Below are 19094 nucleotides of genomic sequence, written 5' to 3'. Positions count from 1 at the left end.
TTCAAAACCTTGTATACTATACTAACATTTTTAACTAAATTTGCAAGGGTTTCAGAGAAAAATATCACAAACTCTTCGGAAATAATATTCTTAGTTTTTTTCTTGTGCCTGACGTTCTGCTTTACGTTCTTCAAATTCTTCATTACTCATAAGAGTTCCTCCGATATTAGCTGATTTAGCAAAAGCAGTGTAACGGCGTAACCAGCCACTTGAGATCTTAGATTTGAAAGGCTTCAAGTGCTTACGGCGTGCTTCAAGTGTCACATCATCAACGAGCAAATCAAGGGTACGATTCGGAAGATCAATCACAATTTCATCCCCATCTTCAATCAGAGCTATATTGCCACCTTCCGCAGCTTCTGGAGATACGTGACCAATAGCAATACCACGAGTTGCTCCTGAGAAACGACCATCAGTAATCAGAGCAACATCCTTGCCAAGACCGCGGCCTACAATCTTAGAGGTTGGCGCTAACATCTCTGGCATACCAGGACCACCCTGAGGACCCTCGTAACGAATGACAACAACATGGCCCTTCTTAACTGTTCCATTATCAATCAATTCAAGAGCTTGAGCTTGTGAATCGCAACAAATAGCCTTACCACGGAAAGTTTTAACGGATGGATCTACACCACCAACCTTGATAACAGCCCCATCCTGAGCAATATTTCCATAAAGGATAGACAAACCGCCAACCGGTGAAATAGGTTGCTCGATTGGATGGATAATTTCTTCATTTTTGATTTTAGCACCAGCTACATTTTCTTTTAAGGTTTTACCAGTAACCGTAATACGATCACCCTTAATGGCACCTTTCTTGATCAACTGATTAATAATGGCTGGAACACCACCTGCTTCATGTACATCATGCATGGTATAGATGCTGGAGGGAGCAATTTTAGAGAGATAAGGTGTCTTCTTAGCAATATCATTAATGTCCTTAAGGTCATAGTCAATACCAGCCTCACGCGCAATAGCAAGGGTATGAAGAACGGTATTGGTTGAACCACCCATAGCCATATCTAGAGCAAAAGCATCATCGATGGCTTCTTTGGTCACAATATCACGTGGGCGAACATTATTTTTGATGTTATCCATTAATTTTGTGGCTGCTTGACGAACCAATTCACGACGTTCGTCTGAAACAGCTAGGATAGTACCGTTACCTGGAAGGGCAAGACCCAAAACTTCCATTAAACAGTTCATTGAGTTAGCAGTAAACATTCCTGAACATGAACCACAAGTTGGACAGGCATTTTTCTCTAAATAATCAAGCTCTTCCTTGCTCATATCTCCAGACTGGTAAGTACCTACAGCTTCAAACAAGCTTGATAAAGTAGCCTGATGACCAGTCATATCAACGCCACCCTTCATAGGTCCACCTGAACAGAATACCGCCGGCACATTAGTACGCATGGCTGCCAAAATCATTCCTGGTGTAATCTTATCACAGTTTGGGATATAGAACACACCGTCAAACCAGTGGGCATTAATAACGGTTTCTGCAGCATCAGCAATTAATTCTCGTGAAGGGAGGCTGTAACGCATCCCAATATGTCCCATGGCAATCCCGTCATCCACACCAATAGTATTAAACTCAAAAGGAATACCACCAGCTTCACGGATAGCCTCCTTGGCAATATCCGCTAATTCACGTGGGTGGACATGTCCTGGAACAATATCAATATAAGAATTACAAATAGCATAAAGGGCTTTTGCATATCCTTAGAAGATTTAACCTGTCCAGTCGCATACAAAAGGCCACGTGCTGGTGCTTTATCAACACCAACTTTGATCATATCACTTCTCATGATCTTACCTTCAATCTATAAAATTTCTTACAACATATGTTACCACTTTGGAAGGTAATATCAATGAATTTTCGGAATATTTCTGTAATTCCAAAAAATGACTTTTTAGTATCGAAACTATTTAAACAAAAAAGGAAGCCCTAAGACTTCCAAAATGATTATTTTTAAATTATTCAACGCTAAAGATATATGGGTACACAGGTTGGTCCCCTTGGAAGATTTCAACTTCGATATCTTCATGAATCTCTTCCAATTTTTCAGCGATCGCTTGTGCTTGTTCTTGATTGCCTTCTTCGCCGACGTAAATCATAACAATTTCGCTGTCTTCGTCAATCATCTTTTCAAAGGTATCAAGAAGGGCTTGATCCATATCTGGTGTAGATACAAGAATCCTACCGTCTACCATACCAAGGATATCATTTTCATGAATTTCAAGGCCATCAATAGTTGTGTCACGTACTGCCAAAGTCACGCTACCACTTGTTACATCCGAAAGACTAACTGTCATAGCTTCAACATTAGCTTCGATACTTTGGTTTGGATCGAAAGCAAGCAAGCTTCTAAAGCCTTGTGGAACTGTACGTGTTTCAACAACAGCCGCATTAACATCCACTACTTCAGTGGCTGATTGTGCTGCCATAAAGATGTTTTTATTATTTGGCAAGATGATAACATTCTTGGCATTAACCTGCTCAATAGCCTTAACGATATCCTCCGTTGATGGGTTCATTGTTTGACCACCTGAAATCACATAGTCAACTCCTTGTGATTTAAAGATATCTGCAAGTCCATCTCCGGCAACAACTGCAATAAAGGCAAAGTCTTTAGGAGCAGAAGGCGAAGCTTGAATGGCTGCTGCTTTTTGAACTTGTGCATCGTGTTGATTACGCATGTTTTCAACCTTAACTTTGACAAGAGCACCATATTTAAGGCCTTCTTGCATGACAAGACCCGGATCCTCTGTATGGACGTGAACTTTTACAATTTCATCGTCGTTAACAACAAGGAGAGAATCCCCAAGATTACTCAAGTAATTTTGAAACTCCTCATAGTCAAAGTCTATCACATAAGTTGGACCTTGTTTGAGACCAATCATGATTTCCGTACAGTATCCGAAGGTAATATCTTCTGTTGCAACATGACCTGCAACTGCCTTATGATGTTCTGCATTGATCATCTCTGTCATAGTAGCAGGTGTCGCTTGGAAGTCCTCTGAAGCGATATACTCACCTGTTAGGGCTGACAAGAAACCTTCATAAATAAAGACTAAACCTTGACCACCTGAATCTACTACACCAACTTCTTTCAATACTGGAAGCATCTCTGGTGTCTTAGCCAAAGCGGCCTTAGCTCCGTCAAGAGCTGCACGCATAACCTCAACAGCATCATTAGTAGACTCAGCTTTCTTAATCGCTGCTGAAGCTGCACCACGTGATACTGTAAGGATTGTTCCTTCGACAGGTTTCATAACAGCTTTATACGCAACTTCAACACCTGATTGGAAGGCGTGAGCTAGATCTTGGCCGTCAAGTTCCGTTTTATCCTTGATGCTTTGACAAAAACCACGAAACAATTGTGACGTAATAACACCTGAGTTACCACGGGCACCCATCAAGAGACCTTTAGACAAAATCTGACCAACTTCACCAACTGTTGAAGCTGTTTGATCTGCGACAGCTTTGGATCCATTATCCATAGTCATTCCCATGTTAGTTCCAGTATCTCCATCTGGTACTGGGAAGACATTGAGTGAATTCACATATTCTGCTTGCTTACCTAGACGCGTTGCTGCTGCTTGGACCATCTCCTGAAGTAAGCTTGTTGTAATTTTAGACACTAGTTTTCTCCTACAACTTTGATATTTTGAACGTAAACATTTACTGCCTCTGTCTTGATACCGAGTTGATTCTCAAGATTAAATTTCACACGTTCTTGAATATTTTTTGAAACCTCACTAATCTTAACACCATAACTCATAACAGTGTAGACATCCACAGCGATACCTGCATCAGTAGATTTCACGACAACTCCTTTTGCGTAGTTTTCTTTTCCAAGAAGTGCTTGAAAATTATCTCGGATAGCACTCTTACTTGCCATACCGACAACGCCAAAAATTTCTGTTGCTGAACCGCCAACTACTGTTGCGATGACATCATCTGACAATTCGATTTGACCATCTTTTGTATTGATTTTTACAGTCATAATTACTACCTCAAAAAGTTTTTATCAGTTTATTCTATCATATTCGAGACTACTTGTAAAAAATAAGAAGAAGATACCTTTTAAATAAAAGCATCTCCCCATCATGTTACTATCTAAACTGTCTCTTTGCTAGATAATGACGATACATCACGTAGAGAAAGATCGCACGCCATATATTATCAACAACCGTTGCAATCCAGACACCTGCAAGGCCCATTCTCAAACTCACTCCTAGGAAGTAGCCTGAGAAAATTCGGATTAGCCACATCCCAATAGTCGTTGCGTAAAAAGGTATCTTGGCCTTCCCAAGACCTTGCCAGGCTGCTGTGAAGACTAAAGTCGCCGAAGTTACGGGATTTCCTAGGAATGAATAAAGAATAACGACCTGACTAGCAGCAATAGCTACTTTGTTATCTGTAAAGAAACTTGACAAGCCCTGGCCAAAAAGTAAGATGCTTCCAGAAACCAAAACCATCAAGAAAGTTGAAATCCAGTAAGACTCTCGTATAATACGCTTCATCTGCGCCGTATCCCCTCGCCCCAAACTATTAGCAACCAAGATAACCGTGGCTGTAGCCACCCCCATACCTGGCATATAGTTAAACTGGATGAGATTTTCACCAATGGCATTACCACCAACAACTGCTGTACCAAAGGTAACGATGATGGCTACTATAACAACATCCCCTGCACGCATCATCAACCGCTCACCTGCTGCTGGTAGAACAATTCCCAACAACTCCTTGTTAAAAGGTTTGGTAACTTCAAACTGTTTCACATCCAATTTCATTGCAGTCCATAATATGACTGTCCCAACTAGGCGAGAAAAAACCGTAGCTGTAGCTACCCCAATAATCCCCCAATGTCCAACAAAAATAGCCAAAGAAGATAGAAGAGCGTTAAGAAGATTGGTCAAAAGACTGACGACCATGGAAATACGAGGACGTCCCTTGGCTCGTAGTATGTTACCAAAGGTAGTCATCAAAGCCAGAAAGATCACACCTCCACCGACTATAGCCAAATAGAGGCTGCCAGCCTGAGTCACAGATTGCTCAGTTCCCAGAAGATTAAGAATGGCTCCACCAAAAAAAATGGAGAGTAGACCCAAGACGATACTAAGAGCAAGAGTAATAATAATAGCATCCCAGATATCTCTGTTAGTCGCTTTAACGTCTCCTTTTCCTAGGCTTCTAGCAATGACACTAGCACTTGAAGCCCCCAGCGCAATGAAGATAGCCTGATAAATCGTAATGATATTATTGGCCACGGAAACCCCCGATATAGCAACAATACCAACCTGAGCTACTAGGTAAGAATCAACAATCCCCATCAACATTTGTAAGAGGTTCTCAGCCATAGCCGGTAAGGCTATGTTTAAAATTTTCTTTGTTTCTGTCATAATACTTTCTTTTATATTGATAAAAATAGGGCTGATTTCTCAGCTCCTATTTTTTTCTTATACACCAAGATAGCTCTCAACTGCTTTCTGCATATCAGCTGCAGCAACAACTGTTTTATGGCGAACTTCTGCACGTTCAAGTCCATCTACAGCAGCTGGGATATCTACTCCTGAAAGTTGGTGCAAGTCTTCTACCGCCTTGAAGTCATCACCACTATCTTTACCAGTAACAGCTGAAACCGCTACACGTGGGAACTTGTATGGACTAGCTGTTGAAGCGATAACTGTTGGTGTGTGATCATCTGTCTTTTGAACGTATGCTTCGTAAACAGCTGAGGCAACCGCTGTGTGAGGATCTTCAATATACTTGTCTTCTTCATAAACACGTTTGATTTCAGCAGCTGTTTCATCCTCAGTTGCAAATCCCGCTGCAAACAAATCAAGGATACCTTTATCTGCATCAGCCAAAGTGTACTCACCTTTAGTCACAAGCGCATCCATAAGCTCTTTAGTCTTAACCGCATCATTACCAAGGAGATGGAAAATCAAGCGTTCTAGGTTAGAAGATACCAAAATGTCCATAGAAGGACTTGTCGTTACCTTGAAGTCACGTTTCTTGTCATAAGTACCTGTTGCAAAGAAGTCTGTAAGGACATTATTTTCGTTAGAAGCACAGATTATTTTACCAACTGGAACACCAATTTGACCTGCATAGTAAGCCGCCAAGATGTTACCAAAGTTTCCTGTTGGTACTGTGAAGTTAACCTTATCCCCATTTTTGATATGACCTGCCTTCACCAACTGCGCATAGGCATACACATAGTAAACCACTTGTGGTACCAAACGACCAATGTTCATTGAGTTAGCTGATGAGAATTGCATATGATGAGTCAACAATTTCTCACGCAAATCAACATCGTTAAACATACGTTTCACATTTGTTTGGGCATCATCAAAGTTACCATCAATTGCAATAACATGAGTATTAGCACCTGCTTGAGTTGTCATTTGCAATTCTTGGATTTTTGAAACGCCATCTTTTGGATAAAAGACAATAATTTCAGTTTCAGGGACATCTGCAAAACCAGCCATGGCAGCTTTACCAGTATCCCCTGATGTCGCTGTCAAAATAACAATCTTGTTATCAACACCTTGTTTCTTAGCTGATGTTGTTAGCAAATAGGGCAATATTGAAAGCGCCATATCTTTGAAAGCAATGGTAGAACCATGAAAAAGCTCAAGGTTGTAATGGTTTTGAAGTTTGACCACTGGAGCAATGGCAGCTGTATCAAACTTATCATCATAAGCATTTGTGATACAGTAATCCAATTCTTCTTCAGTAAAATCATCCAAGAAAGCAGACAAAACTAATTTAGCAACTTCTTGGTAAGAAGCATCTTTCAAGTGATCAAAGTCTAAAGTAACTTCAGGTGTTGTCAGTGGAGTGAACAAGCCACCATCTGTTGCCAATCCTTGAAGAATAGCCTGACTAGCTGTTACTTTATTGTTTTCGTCACGTGTTGATTGGTATACAAGTGTCATGGTAAATCCTCTTTTTTAGATAGTCTTTGACTTTATTGTAGCATAATTGTCAGAAAATTTCTACACATATTGTAACTTGTGAGAGAATCATTCGGATTTCACTTGTTTAATTTCATTTAAATATCGGAAAAAATCCGGAATTTCTATCCCAGATTTTCTTTTAAAATTTATCTTTGGTATCATTCTTAGTTGAAAAATTGATATCTTTTGATTTACCCTCACCACACTATTCTTTGAAGTTACTGTGTACCTTGATTATTTTAATTTTTGACCAGGATTGAAGTAAACAGTTACCATCCTATCAACATTAAATCTCTTTAAACTTATTAGTCGCTCTATTCCCTTCATATGGAGACCCTTAATGGCCTCATTTCCTGAGGATTGAGAAGATGCACTGTGGCATCAAACCAAGTCCTTCTTCTTTTGTCATAGAACTCTCTTTATTTTACTGTAAGGTTATTATAACAATTTTTTAAAGCGTTTTCTATCTTATTCAGGAAAGCCCTTTATTTTTAATTTGGATAAGCACTCTAATATAGTAGCCTTTAGCAAAAAAGTAGCCCTCATAGAGCTACTTTAGGCTATCACTTAACCTTTGTAGTCAAAGGCAACTTCGACAATTTCTTTCAATTCTGAAATAAGAGGTTCTTTGGAATTAGCAAGTTGTATCTTGGTCTTCGTACGCATGCTCTGCCAAAGTATAGACAGTGTCTTGAAGAAGTTTCTTCGTAACCCCTTGGCCTTTCCAGTTCATGTTGATACCCACGGCAACACCCAATTCGTAAACTTTTTGTGCCAAAACTTCAACCAATTCGGCATCTGATTGTTTATCAATACCCCATCCCATAAAACGAGTAATGTCTGCGTAATCCTTGTCTGCACGGAAGTAATCATCTTTAGGGAACATAGCATGTTTTTGAGGATTACGACCATTGTAACGGATTACGTGAGGCATCAAAATCGCATTGGTACGTCCGTGTGGAATGTCAAACATAGGACCGACCTTGTGAGCTAGTGAGTGGTTGATACCAAGGAAAGGCATTGGCAAAGGCCATACCAGCCATTGTAGACGCATTATGCATCTTTTCACGTGATTCTTCATCAGCAAAGTGGTAAGAATGTTCGAGATTTTCAAAAACAAGTTTAATCGCTTGAAGTGAGAGGCCACGTGTATAGTCGCTAGCCATTACTGATACGTAAGACTCAATAGCGTGCGTCAAAACGGTCCATACCTGTATCCGCTGTAACACTAGCAGGCACACTTATTACTAAAGCAGGGTCAACGATGGCCATATCTGGAGTCAAAGCGTAATCTGCCAATGGATACTTGATGTGAGTTTCACTATCAGTGATAACCGCAAATGACGTCACTTCTGATCCTGTCCCTGAAGTTGTTGGGATACAGATGAATTGTGTCTTCTGAGCGTAAGGAATCTTGTAGGTACGTTTACGGATATCCAAGAATTTTTGTTTAGCACCGAAGAAGCTTACATCTAGGTATTCAAAGAACATCCAGATAGCCTTAGCAGCATCCATTGCAGAACCACCACCAAGAGCGATAATCACATCTGGTTGGATGTCTACAAAACGTTCCAACCCTTTATAAACTGTATTGTAGATGGATTTGGCTCAACATCTGAGAAAACATCTACTGCTGGTCTATGGCGGTTAAGTTCCAATTGCGTTTAACCAAGTCAGCGTAACCAAACTGAACCATACCAGGGTCACAAACCAACATCACCCGGTCAGCTTCAATGTGATGCAAGTAAGTTATTGAATCTTTTTCGAAGAAGATTTTTGTTGGGACACGAAACCATTGCATGTTATTGCGACGCTTTGACAATGTCTTGACATTCAAGAGATCAAATGAGCTAACATTGTGTGAAATTGAGTTATGACCATGTGAACCACAACCAAGAGTTAATGATGGAATCATGTTGTTATAGATATTACCAATGCCACCTTCAGCCGATGGACTATTCACCAAGACACGGCAAGCTTTCATACGGATACCGTATTGGAGTTGGAGCTCTTCATTTTCAGTGTGAATAACAGCTGTATGTCCAATACCTCCCAAATTGAGCACGCCTTCTACTTTTTTGAATCCATCTTCAACGCCATCAGATTTGATAAGGATAAGTACTGGAGACAATTTTTCCAAGGCAAGTGGGTGTTCCATTGTTGCATCTGGAATTTCTGCCAAAAGCATTTTTGTTCCTTCAGGTACTTTAAGACCAGCTTTTTCAGCAATTTCGATAGCTGAGTGACCTACAATAGCGCCGTTTATAGCTATACGTGCTTCATTAAGAACTACTTTTTCCAATTTAGCAATATCAGCTTTTTTAGAAATAATGACACATTGATGTGCTTCAAATTCAGCCTTAACTTCATCATAAATAGCTGCGTCAACGATAGCTGCTTGTTCAGAAGAACAAATCATACCATTGTCAAAAAGTTTTTGAAACGATGAGATCATTGACAGCACGCTTAACTTTAGCATCAGCAGCAATATAAGATGGGACATTCCCAGCGCCTACACCAAGAGCAGGTTTAACCAGTTGAATAAGCTGCCTTAACCATACCAGGCCCACCAGTCGCAAGTACTGTGGCAATCTTAGGATGGTTCATCAAAAGAACAGTTGCTTCGATAGATGGCTCTTCAATCCACTGAATACAGTTCTTAGGTGCACCCGCTTCAATAGCTGCATTACGGACGATACGAGCTGCCTCTGCAGATGATTTTTGAGCTGATGGGTGGAAGGCAAAGACAATAAGAGTTGCGAGTCTAAAGAGCGATAAGGGCTTTGAAAATCGTTGTTGAGGTTGGGTTAGTTGTTGGTGTCACCCCACAGATAACGCCTACTGGCTCAGCGATAGAAACCAAACCTTGTTCTTTATCTTCAGCGATAACGCCTACTGGCTTGTCATATTCAATACTATTCCAAATGTATTCAGAAGCATACATGTTTTTGATGGCTTTATCTTCATAAATACCACGGCCTGTTTCATCAACAGCCAATTTTGCCAAATACATATGTTTATCTAGAGCAGCAATCGCAGCTTGGTGAACAATGTGGTCCACTTGCTCCTGCGTAAAGTTAGCCATGGCATCGAGGGCTTCAACACCTTTTGTTGCCAATTCATCTATTACTGTTTGAACATCTTTAGTTTGTTTAGTCATATGAAACTCCTTTGAATGCTTGTTAAAAACTTCACAAGTTTTAACACAAATCTATTACAGTGTTTATACATATTATGTAAACCCTTACATGTATAAAAATAAAGAAATCCGTCCATTTTGGACAGATTTCATCACTTTTTACCAAATAATAACACGATCTTCTGGGGCACGCCACATGCCGTCTCCCTCTTTGACGTCAAATTCTTTGTGAAATTCGTCGAAGTTGGTCACGATAACATTGGTACGCCATTTAGCTGGGGCATGAACATCCACGCTAGCCAACATTTGCATATATTCTTCACGTGCCTTCGTACGCCAAATCGTCGCAAAGTTGATAAAGAATTCTCGAACCGAAAAATCTTCATCACGTTTAGCTGCTTCTAAGGCACACGCCACACCACCAAGGTCTGCCACATTCTCAGAAACAGTCAGTTTGCCGTTGACCTTAGCACCATAAGAATCCAAGCCCTCAAACTGGTCCACAATTTTATCAGTACGTTCTTTAAAGGCTGCGTAATCGTCTTCAGTCCACCAGTTCTTAAGACTACCGTTTTCATCGAAGGAAGCACCATTAGTATCAAAGGCATGGGAAATCTCGTGAGCAATTACAGCCCCAATACCACCATAGTTGGCTGATGAACTTTGCGCAATATCATAAAAAGGTGCTTGCAGGATAGCTGCCGGGAAAACAATTTGGTTCTGCTGTGGATCATAGTAAGCATTAACCATGTGGGCAGGCATGTGCCACTCACTACGATCAACAGGTTTATTCCACTTGCTCCAGCTATGAGCAATTGAAATTTCAACTAACTTCTGTGCATTCTCAACCAGTGACAAGTTCTCATCAATAATCTTCTTGTCATAGGTCTCTGGCAATTTTTCTGGATAACCGATATGAGGTGTGATGACATTCAGCTTCGTTATAGCTTTTTCGCGCGTCTCAGGAGCCAACCAATCCGCTGTTTGAAGGCGTGATTTATAAACGTCAATCATAGTTGCTACTTTGGCTTCGACGTCTGCCTTGGCTTCTGGCGAGAATTTCTCACCTGCATACCAAAGTCCTAGAGCCTGATTGTAAGGTCCTTGTGCCAAGTAGAAAGCTGCTTTTTTCTTATCCATAGCTTGTGGTGTTCCTGAAAGCGCACGGCTATATTTTCCAGATAGAACACGAAGTTCGTCTGTCAAATAGGCATTCCATGATGTTGTAGCATCGATAAGTAGGACCGCCTTTAGTAACTCCCAATTTGCTTCTGAGTAATATTCCGCCGCGAATTCTGTCCAGAAGCGCTCTTCAGAGACGATAACCTTGTCAGGGACTTGTCCCAAGATTTCTGTGAAGATACTATCAAGTGGGAGTTCAGGCGCCAGCTTGGTGAAATCTGCCCAATCATATGGGTGGTAGAGTTCTACATACTCTGAAGATTCTTCGTGCGAAAGGACATACTTAGCCAACTTAGCATCAAGGTCAATAACCTTATCCAAGAGGTCTTTGATTTCCTCAGCTGTAAAGCCATATTTCCCCAAGAGTTCTTCTTGCATCTCACGCCAAATTTCTAAAAGCTCCTTTCCCTTCTCATTATCCTCCGTATAATAGGTAGTATCAGGCAAAATAATACCCGGTGCGTCAGCCCAGAGGACATTTAATTGAGCATTCATAAAGTCTGGAGACACACTGAATGGAAACTCATTGGGCTTACCAGACATCTCATACTCAGCAATTTTCGAAGCAAATTCTGAGAATGAGGAAAGCTTCTTGTATTCTTCAATCAAAGGTTTAACAGGCTCTATACCAACTGCCTCACGTCTATCATAGTCCGCAGTCATACGGTGAAACTTTATAAAGTTTTGTAGAATGGCATTGTCAGGAACATTCTCTCCTGCCAACCACTGATCAGTTGTTTCAAGCATGAGGTCTTCAATTTCATCTGCTAAATCTGAGAAACCACCTGTACATGGTTTGTCATCTGGAATCACTGCTGTCTTTTCCCACTCACCATTAATCGCATGGTAAAAATCATCTTGTAAGCGTGTCATTACACTTCCTCCATCAACATAAAAGTGTTTTTATTATAACAAAATTTCCCAGCAAAAACATTTACTGAGGAAAGTTTGTCTTATTTAACTAAGATTGATAGGGTTTGATAAGGTTTTAGGCTTACCTTTTCAGTAAGCTCCGCATCGTCATAGTTGGACAAGAGCACGCGCCCTGCTTGGTATTCTTCTGGAATCCCCACTTCAGCTTCACTTCCATAAAAATTATTGAGCACCAAGAGTTTTTGATCGCCTAAGTAGCGTCCAAAGACGTAGACCTGTTGACTATCTTCAAGTGCTGGCTGGTAGCTTCCTTCTGAAATGATCGGCATTTCTTTACGCAAGCGAATTAATTCTTTATCGAATTTAAAGATTGATCTATTAATCTCATTTTCAACGTTAATGTCTTTGTAAGATTTACTAGCTTTCAACCATGGAGTACCTGTTGAAAAACCTGCATTCTCAGAAGCATCCCATTGCATTGGCGTACGAGAATTATCACGTGACTTAGCTTGGGTAATCTTGAAGGCTTGCTCAGGAGATTTACCTTGGTCCAAAAGCATTTGATAAGCATTGATGGATTCCACATCTACGTAATCTGCCATCGAATCATAGTCTGGATCAACCATCCCGATTTCTTCACCCATGTAGATGTATGGTGTTCTACTTGACAAGTGAATGCTAGCGGCTAGCACGGTCGCTCCTTCATCACGGAAGTTCTTGATATCCAAAAAGCGATTCAAGGCACGAGGTTGATCATAGTATTTCCCCGTATCCCCAAAATGGTGCCCAAGCAGAGCCGCCAAATTTAGACAACCAATCTGTTGTCTGGTCCTGAATAAAGTAGAAATCTTGATAATACTTGTCCCCAGCCAATGCTTTTTGAAACTACTCATGCTCCGTTGAGCAATGGTTAAGCACCATGTCTAGCATAAAGTCAATCTTGTGTTCTTTACCAACTCGGACCATTTCTTCAAAATCAGCCATATCCCCAAATACAGAATTTACCGCTGTATAATCTGAAATGTCGTAACCATTGTCACGTTGTGGGCTTGGATAAAAAGGATTAAGCCAAACCATATCCACGCCTAGTTCTGACAGATAAGGCATTTTTCAATGATGCCTCTGAAATCACCGATTCCATTTCCTGTAGTGTCCCTATATGATTTCGGATAGATTTGATAAATAACCTTTGTTTTATCTAATGCCATATTTAATTCCTTTTCCGAACTTTTAAGTCAAAAGTTGGGACTATTGTCTCCACTCCTTATGCGTGATTATTTTGTGCGATGAATGATCATAAGAATATCACCACATTTGATATTACGTGGAAGATTCCCTTCAACATCCGCTTGAAAATCATCTTGATTTGTAATGATAACTGGTGTTTCAGTGATAAGACCTGCACCTTTAATCGCTTCCACATCAAAAGTGATAAGTTTTTGACCAACAACAACCTTATCCCCTTGTTCATATGTGCTTCAAATCCTTTTCCGTCAAGGCTAACAGTATCCATACCGATGTGTATCAACATTTCAACACCTTCCTCAGAAACAATGCCTACTGCATGCTTATTTGGGAAGAGTACTGTCACTGTACCATTTACTGGTGAAACCAATTCACCTTGATTTGGTTCGATAACAAGACCCTATCCCATCACACCTGATGAGAATACTGGGTCTGTCGCTTGGCTAAGCAATTTAACTTGACCAGCAAGTGGACTAATAACCTCTGTTGTTTCAGTAAAAACAGTTGGTTCTACCAAACCTTCTGAAGCTTCTTTAAGTGTTTCTTGTGCATGTCCATCTTCCTCTGTTTTCGTTAAAAATCCAGTTTTGTGAAAGAGGAATATCAATACCATAGCAGCCACAATATCAACAACCATAATAATCGCAAAGATTCCCCAATATTGGGGTTTAATAGAGAGAATAGCTAGAAGACCACCAATACCAATAGAGTTTGCTTGGACGCCAAAGACTGTTGAAAGTAATCCTGATAAGGCAGAATCAGACATCCCTGCTACTAATGGATAGACATACTTAACGTTAATACCAAATAGTGCTGGTTCAGTGACACCAAGATAAGCTGAAATAATTGCTGGAAGTGAAATCTATGCTTCACGTTCATCATGACGTTTAATAAAATAGTAAGCAAACACTGCTGAACCCTGCGCAATGTTAGAGAGGGAAATCCATTGGTCATAAACCAGTACCACCTGCCGTACGCACCAATTCAAGGTCAATAGCATTAGTCATATGGTGAAGACCAGTGATAACGAAAGGCGCATAGAAGGCACCAAAGATTGGCACCTTTGAAAAAATAATAGTTGTATATTTTTTTGCCAACAAGTAAGGATGAGATGAAAAAATATCAGATTGTTTATAAAGATTTAGAAAAAGCTATCCACTGTCAAAAGTATCAAGTTGGTGACTTCCTGCCAACCGAGCAAGAATTAGTAGAAACTTTCAAAGTCAGTCGATACACCATACGAAAGGTATTGTCTTTACTCGTTGAATAAGGTCTGGTTAAAAAGATTCATGGGGCAGGTTCTCAAGTTATTAGTCAAGAACAAGTGAACTTCCCTGTATCTGACTTAACCAGTTACCAAGAACTCATAGAACAACAAGGCCTTAAATCACAAACTAACATTATCTCTCTAGACAAAATCATCGTTGACATCATTCTCTCAGAGAAAACGGGATTTTCAAGAAGCCAACAGGTTTGGTGTCTTATTCGGCAAAGGATAGTTGATGGCTGTGCCTCTGTTGTTGATATTGATTACCTTGATGTGAGACTTATGCCTCAACTCAACCGCAGCATCGCTGAGAACTCCATCTATGATTATCTTGAAAATCAGCTCCACCTTAGCATTTCTCATGCCTTTAAAGAAATCACCATTGACAACACTAGCGAGCAAGACAAAATCCTCATCGATATCGGTAAAGATCATCACGTCGTCTGCATACGCTCAAAAGTTTATCTGAATAATGGAAATCAGTTCCAGTTCACTGAAAGCCGACATAAACTTGAAAAGTTCAAATTTGTCTATTATGCCAAGCGTCATCACTGAAGCTAAAGACCCGACCAACATAAAAAGTATCGGACACATAAACGTCCGATACTTTTTAGTTTTTACGAATAGGATCCGCTAAATACTCCGCACGAGCACCACCAATCAACTTAGGGCGACTCGCCAAAGCAGTCACATGGGCACCTCCTAATTCTGAAGTAATAGGGCGAAGAGGAACCTGAACCCTTTTCACATGCATACCAATAGACGTATCCCCAATATCAATACCAGCCTGAGCCAATATCTCTTCTACCTCAACAGGATCCTCCATGTAATCAAAAGCAGCCAACTGACCACTCCCACCAGCATGCAGAGTTGGAAGCACATTGACAATTTCCAAATCTTTAGCCAAAGCAAGCTCACGCTCAACAACTAAAGCCCGATTCAAATGTTCACAGCCTTGTACAGCCAAGTAAATTCCTTTAGGTTCCAAAACCTCAAGAATAGTTTTTACAATTCGTTGACCAATTTCACGACTAGAAGCTTTTCCGATAATTCCACCAACAACCTCACTGGAAGATAAACCTAATACAAATATGGCTCCAGATCCAATTGCCGAACGCTCAACAATGTCTTCAACAAGTACACGTGTTTTCTCTTCTAAATCTAGCAACATCACAGACCTCCTTTAAACAACAGCTGTATTCAAGATTCGAACAATAAGATAGTACAAAATCATAAAAAAGATAAGGAAAAACAGCCCTAACAGTAGCAACTGCATACGACGCTTATTACTTAGATCCCATGTAAAACCAAATCCCATCAAAAAAGGACCAAAACTATAGCTAAGCATAAACCATAGGTCTGCACGCTCTATATGCCAAAAAGAAGAAATAAAAGCCACAAGACCTATTAAGGATAGAATACAAGAAAAAGTCCAACGATCTGATTTAGACAATGCTAAACCGATTAAGAAGCATCCCAAAGCAGGCATGATAATAAATGATAGGGTCATAAAATAAAACATGCCATTATTATAGCATGTTTTATAGATTCATGTTAGTGGCGGTTAATAACACCATAAGCAAAAACGAAAGCAAGAGCAGCAATACCAACAACAATGGCCATGATGCTCCAAAAAATGGTCATAGCACAGCGTCCCTTGCGATTGTTGAAAGGAAAGCCCCAACCAATCATGATAACACCAAGCAAACCAAGCCATATTTTATAAGTGATAACAATCGTCCCATCAAAATAAGCAAAAGCAACCAAACCTAGGCCTAGTAAGGAAATCAAATAGGACCACTTCCCCTTCAAAAATGAAGGCAAGGCCCAACCAAATAACAATAAACCAAGTAGAGCAAGAGCTCCACCACCAAAAAATACAGGTACAATATAATTATCAAACATATTCACATTATAGCATATCTTAAAAGGGCTATCCCTTAAATAAAGTCCAGATAGAAGATTAGTCTTTGTTTATCTATCGACAAAGACTTTCTCATTATTCTGCTACAAAAAACAAGATCCTTCCTGGATCTTGTTTTTACAGTCTAATTAAGCTTTGTTTACTGAACATAGTTGATTTATTCGCCATACTTCCCATTACACCGTAAAACGCTATATTTAAGATATTAAACAACCACATTAATAGGAAGAAAACTTCATTATTCCTCTTAGTTCTATAAAAAGTGTGGCTAATTTGAGGCAAAATATTAAATTAAATTTGCCACAATTCCATCAAAGTTTAGGGTATCTTACACCTAATCAATTTGAAAAGGTAAGTGCTTAAAATAAATAGATTAAAATTCTACGTTTGTTACTCTAAAAACTAGACTTAACGTCAATACTACTGTTTTAGAAGTCATTATAGAAATGAGCGGTTCTGTTGCAAAGTTTTAAATCTACTATCAAATAAGGTAGAATAATAGAAAAAGAGAGCACGAGGAATGACGATGAATCATTTTAAAGGAAAGCAATCTCAGCAGGATGTGATTATTGTAGCCGTGGGCTACTATCTTCGTTATAACCTTAGCTATCGTGAAGTTCAAGAAATCTTATATGATCGTGGCATTAACGTTTCTCATACGACGATTTATCGTTGGGTGCAAGAATATGGCAAACTACTCTATCAAATTTGGAAAAAGAAAAATAAAAAATCCTTTTATTCATGGAAAATGGATGAAACGTACATCAAAATTAAAGGAAAATGGCATTATTTGTATCGAGCCATCGATGCAGATGGTTTAACCTTGGATATTTGGTTACGTAAAAAACGGGACACACAAGCAGCCTATGCTTTTCTTAAGCGGTTAGTGAAGCAGTTTGATGAACCGAAGGTTGTAGTCACAGATAAAGCCCCCTCTATTACAAGTGCCTTTAAGAAACTAAAAGAATATGGCTTTTATCAAGGGACAGAACATCGTACCATTAAATACCTGAATAATTTGATTGAACAAGACCATCGTCCAGTAAAGAGACGCAATAAATTCTATCGAAGTTTACGCACTGCCTCTACCACGATTAAAGGCATGGAAGCCATTCGAGGATTATATAAGAAAACCCGAAAAGAAGGCACTCTCTTCGGGTTTTCGGTCTGTACTGAAATCAAGGTATTATTGGGAATCCCAGCTTAAATCATAGATACCGTAAGGGATTTTATTCTTTATTTAAAACTTTGCAACAGAACCCGTCATATCATTCCAACCTTTGAGCAAGGTCAAATCTCCCTCTCGGCCATCAACTTCAATACTTTCAATCACTCGTTCACTTGTCGGAATGACCGGAACCTGCGTAATGCGAAGTCCAAGGTCAGTCCGTGAGTTAATTGTTCCGTCTAAAATAAATGCATTCAAGCTACCACCTCCTTCTGAACACGAAAAAAGCTCGGAATATCCGAGCCCTCAGTACCATTCGATATTATCTAAATCTTTCTTTTTTAGGATTGTTCCATCACCAAGATTTATTCCTGCTTCAGTAAATGTTTTATTGGCCAATCCAGCAATTGTCCTTGTTGTAGCAGTATCGAAAACACCACCAACCCCTGCTCCAACAACTGGGACCATCTTTCCTAGATTAATCAGTCCCTTTGAACCAAACTTAGTTGCCAAACGAAATCCAACGGCTTGATTAATTTTTGTTAGAGCTTTTCCAGGTATCTTCTTGATAAGTCCAATAGCTAACTTATTCCCGAATACAATCCCAGTCTTCTTCATAATATCAGCAACAGAAGTTCCTGCTAACGTTGCATATACAAAGGTTTGAACTTGATCACTTCTTAAATCATACCCCCGTATCTTTGCAATCGCTGCTATCATACGCATCTGAAAGAGTATTACAGTCGTTACGTTAAGTGGTAAAGCAGCAGGCATCGTAATGACTCCACCAAATCCTGTGACAAATCCAGACACCGCTGCTTTAGTAGTTTGAAAATTAACCAGCTTCTTAATAGCTGTCTCCTTATCGTATTTAGATAAATAGTCCTCTACTAAATCATCAACTGTTTTCTGACCTGGCAATCCATTTAAAGTTGCCTCATATGACCAATCAAGAGCTTTGAGCATCTTTTCTTGAGTTATTTCTCCCGTTTTTTTACCAATACCCAAAACCTTCTTGCCAAGACCTTCATCACTCGCCATAAGCACACCTCCCTTTAATCCTACCTGACTATATTATACAACAGTTTGTGTGATTATACAACGGATTGTGTGAACGGGGTGTGACTTCTTAAATCAGTAAGCATAATTTCTACGTTTCAAAAGAGCCAAGCTCTTATCAATCTCAGGTGCAAGCCGGCCAACCAATGTCCCATCATCAAGCGTAATCTTGATATCCATTGCTTTAAGTAGTGCTGGGAACATTTCGGTCGTGATATTTGTCAATGCATCCACCTTCGCACCCAAATCAAGCATGGAAAAG

Annotated in this window: 12 protein-coding genes and 5 pseudogenes; 2 read left to right on the top strand and 15 right to left on the bottom strand. The window is 39.8% G+C overall.

The features are described 5' to 3' along the window. Positions 1-90 precede the first annotated feature (90 nt). The 9 genes and pseudogenes from ilvD to MHH90_RS00815 form a co-directional block, all read right to left on the bottom strand. Positions 91-1811 (bottom strand): annotated as a pseudogene (ilvD, locus tag MHH90_RS00855) (dihydroxy-acid dehydratase). A 169-nt stretch (positions 1812-1980) separates the two neighbouring features. Beyond that, positions 1981-3648: a DAK2 domain-containing protein gene (locus MHH90_RS00850; RefSeq protein ID WP_162780789.1), complete on the bottom strand. Its 1668-nt coding sequence runs from the start codon at positions 3646-3648 to the stop codon at positions 1981-1983. Next, on the bottom strand, positions 3648-4013 hold the full coding sequence (locus MHH90_RS00845) for an Asp23/Gls24 family envelope stress response protein (RefSeq protein ID WP_011681698.1): 366 nt from the start codon (positions 4011-4013) through the stop codon (positions 3648-3650). Before MHH90_RS00845 ends, MHH90_RS00850 begins: the two co-directional genes overlap by 1 nt. A 109-nt stretch (positions 4014-4122) precedes the next feature. Next, positions 4123-5412 (bottom strand): MATE family efflux transporter, encoded by a 1290-nt coding sequence (locus MHH90_RS00840; protein ID WP_011681699.1) that lies wholly within the window; start codon positions 5410-5412, stop codon positions 4123-4125. Positions 5413-5469: 57 nt separating this feature from the next. Next, a complete protein-coding gene (gene thrC / locus MHH90_RS00835; RefSeq protein ID WP_011681700.1) occupies positions 5470-6954 on the bottom strand; it encodes a threonine synthase in 1485 nt (494 codons plus the stop codon). Positions 6955-7542: 588 nt separating this feature from the next. Next, positions 7543-10135 (bottom strand): annotated as a pseudogene (adhE, locus tag MHH90_RS00830) (bifunctional acetaldehyde-CoA/alcohol dehydrogenase). A 138-nt stretch (positions 10136-10273) separates the two neighbouring features. Further along, positions 10274-12169, bottom strand: a complete 1896-nt coding sequence (locus MHH90_RS00825; protein ID WP_014608759.1) for a M13 family metallopeptidase — start codon at positions 12167-12169, stop codon at positions 10274-10276. A gap of 80 nt (positions 12170-12249) precedes the next feature. After that, a pseudogene (locus MHH90_RS00820) lies at positions 12250-13377 on the bottom strand (alpha-amylase family glycosyl hydrolase). A gap of 66 nt (positions 13378-13443) precedes the next feature. Further along, positions 13444-14469 (bottom strand): annotated as a pseudogene (locus tag MHH90_RS00815) (glucose PTS transporter subunit IIA); the annotation flags it as partial. 56 nt (positions 14470-14525) lie between these two features. On the opposite strand from MHH90_RS00815, the pseudogene treR reads away from it, so the two are divergent. Continuing rightward, positions 14526-15236 (top strand): annotated as a pseudogene (gene treR, locus MHH90_RS00810) (trehalose operon repressor). A 55-nt stretch (positions 15237-15291) separates the two neighbouring features. Here the strand turns inward: treR and MHH90_RS00805 are convergent. From MHH90_RS00805 to MHH90_RS00795, 3 genes are read right to left on the bottom strand one after another with little or no spacing between them, the layout of a single operon-like run. Further along, complete coding sequence (locus tag MHH90_RS00805) at positions 15292-15852, bottom strand: TIGR01440 family protein (RefSeq protein ID WP_084826182.1); 561 nt, start codon at positions 15850-15852, stop codon at positions 15292-15294. 12 nt (positions 15853-15864) lie between these two features. After that, on the bottom strand, positions 15865-16203 hold the full coding sequence (locus MHH90_RS00800) for a hypothetical protein (protein WP_041829338.1): 339 nt from the start codon (positions 16201-16203) through the stop codon (positions 15865-15867). Between the two features lie 32 nt (positions 16204-16235). Then, the gene (locus MHH90_RS00795) at positions 16236-16592 is read right to left on the bottom strand and encodes a hypothetical protein (protein WP_164135671.1); all 357 of its coding nucleotides are present in this window, start codon (positions 16590-16592) and stop codon (positions 16236-16238) included. A 539-nt stretch (positions 16593-17131) separates the two neighbouring features. Between MHH90_RS00795 and MHH90_RS00790 the strand changes: the two genes are divergently transcribed. Then, the gene (locus MHH90_RS00790) at positions 17132-17812 is read left to right on the top strand and encodes an IS6-like element IS1216 family transposase (RefSeq protein ID WP_011681704.1); all 681 of its coding nucleotides are present in this window, start codon (positions 17132-17134) and stop codon (positions 17810-17812) included. 33 nt (positions 17813-17845) lie between these two features. On the opposite strand, the gene MHH90_RS00785 is transcribed toward MHH90_RS00790, so the two are convergent. From MHH90_RS00785 to MHH90_RS00775, 3 genes are all read right to left on the bottom strand, one after another. After that, positions 17846-18031 carry a hypothetical protein gene (locus MHH90_RS00785; RefSeq protein ID WP_011681705.1) on the bottom strand — a complete coding sequence of 62 codons (186 nt, stop codon included), beginning with the start codon at positions 18029-18031 and terminating at the stop codon, positions 17846-17848. Positions 18032-18079: 48 nt separating this feature from the next. Further along, positions 18080-18814, bottom strand: coding sequence for an EcsC family protein (locus MHH90_RS00780; protein WP_011681706.1), 735 nt, complete (start codon positions 18812-18814; stop codon positions 18080-18082). A gap of 93 nt (positions 18815-18907) precedes the next feature. Continuing rightward, entirely contained in the window at positions 18908-19087 is a 180-nt protein-coding gene (locus tag MHH90_RS00775; RefSeq protein ID WP_011681707.1) for a hypothetical protein, read from the bottom strand. Positions 19088-19094 lie beyond the last annotated feature (7 nt).

Origin of the sequence: Streptococcus sp. FSL E2-3488 (assembly GCF_038003585.1) — a bacterium.
Lineage (GTDB): Bacteria > Bacillota > Bacilli > Lactobacillales > Streptococcaceae > Streptococcus > Streptococcus thermophilus.
Note: the sequence above shows the minus strand (reverse complement) of the source record. Positions and strands in the feature narration are given on the sequence as shown.

Excerpts from the sequence above, each read along its gene's own strand:
- MHH90_RS00845 (WP_011681698.1), bottom strand. The coding sequence starts at position 4,013 with ATGACTGTAAAAATCAATACAAAAGATGGTCAAATCGAATTGTCAGAT.
- MHH90_RS00840 (WP_011681699.1), bottom strand. The coding sequence starts at position 5,412 with ATGACAGAAACAAAGAAAATTTTAAACATAGCCTTACCGGCTATGGCT.
- thrC (WP_011681700.1), bottom strand. The coding sequence starts at position 6,954 with ATGACACTTGTATACCAATCAACACGTGACGAAAACAATAAAGTAACA.
- MHH90_RS00825 (WP_014608759.1), bottom strand. The coding sequence starts at position 12,169 with ATGACACGCTTACAAGATGATTTTTACCATGCGATTAATGGTGAGTGG.
- MHH90_RS00805 (WP_084826182.1), bottom strand. The coding sequence starts at position 15,852 with ATGTTGCTAGATTTAGAAGAGAAAACACGTGTACTTGTTGAAGACATT.
- MHH90_RS00800 (WP_041829338.1), bottom strand. The coding sequence starts at position 16,203 with ATGTTTTATTTTATGACCCTATCATTTATTATCATGCCTGCTTTGGGA.
- MHH90_RS00790 (WP_011681704.1), top strand. The coding sequence starts at position 17,132 with ATGAATCATTTTAAAGGAAAGCAATCTCAGCAGGATGTGATTATTGTA.
- MHH90_RS00780 (WP_011681706.1), bottom strand. The coding sequence starts at position 18,814 with ATGGCGAGTGATGAAGGTCTTGGCAAGAAGGTTTTGGGTATTGGTAAA.
- MHH90_RS00775 (WP_011681707.1), bottom strand. The coding sequence starts at position 19,087 with ATGCTTGATTTGGGTGCGAAGGTGGATGCATTGACAAATATCACGACC.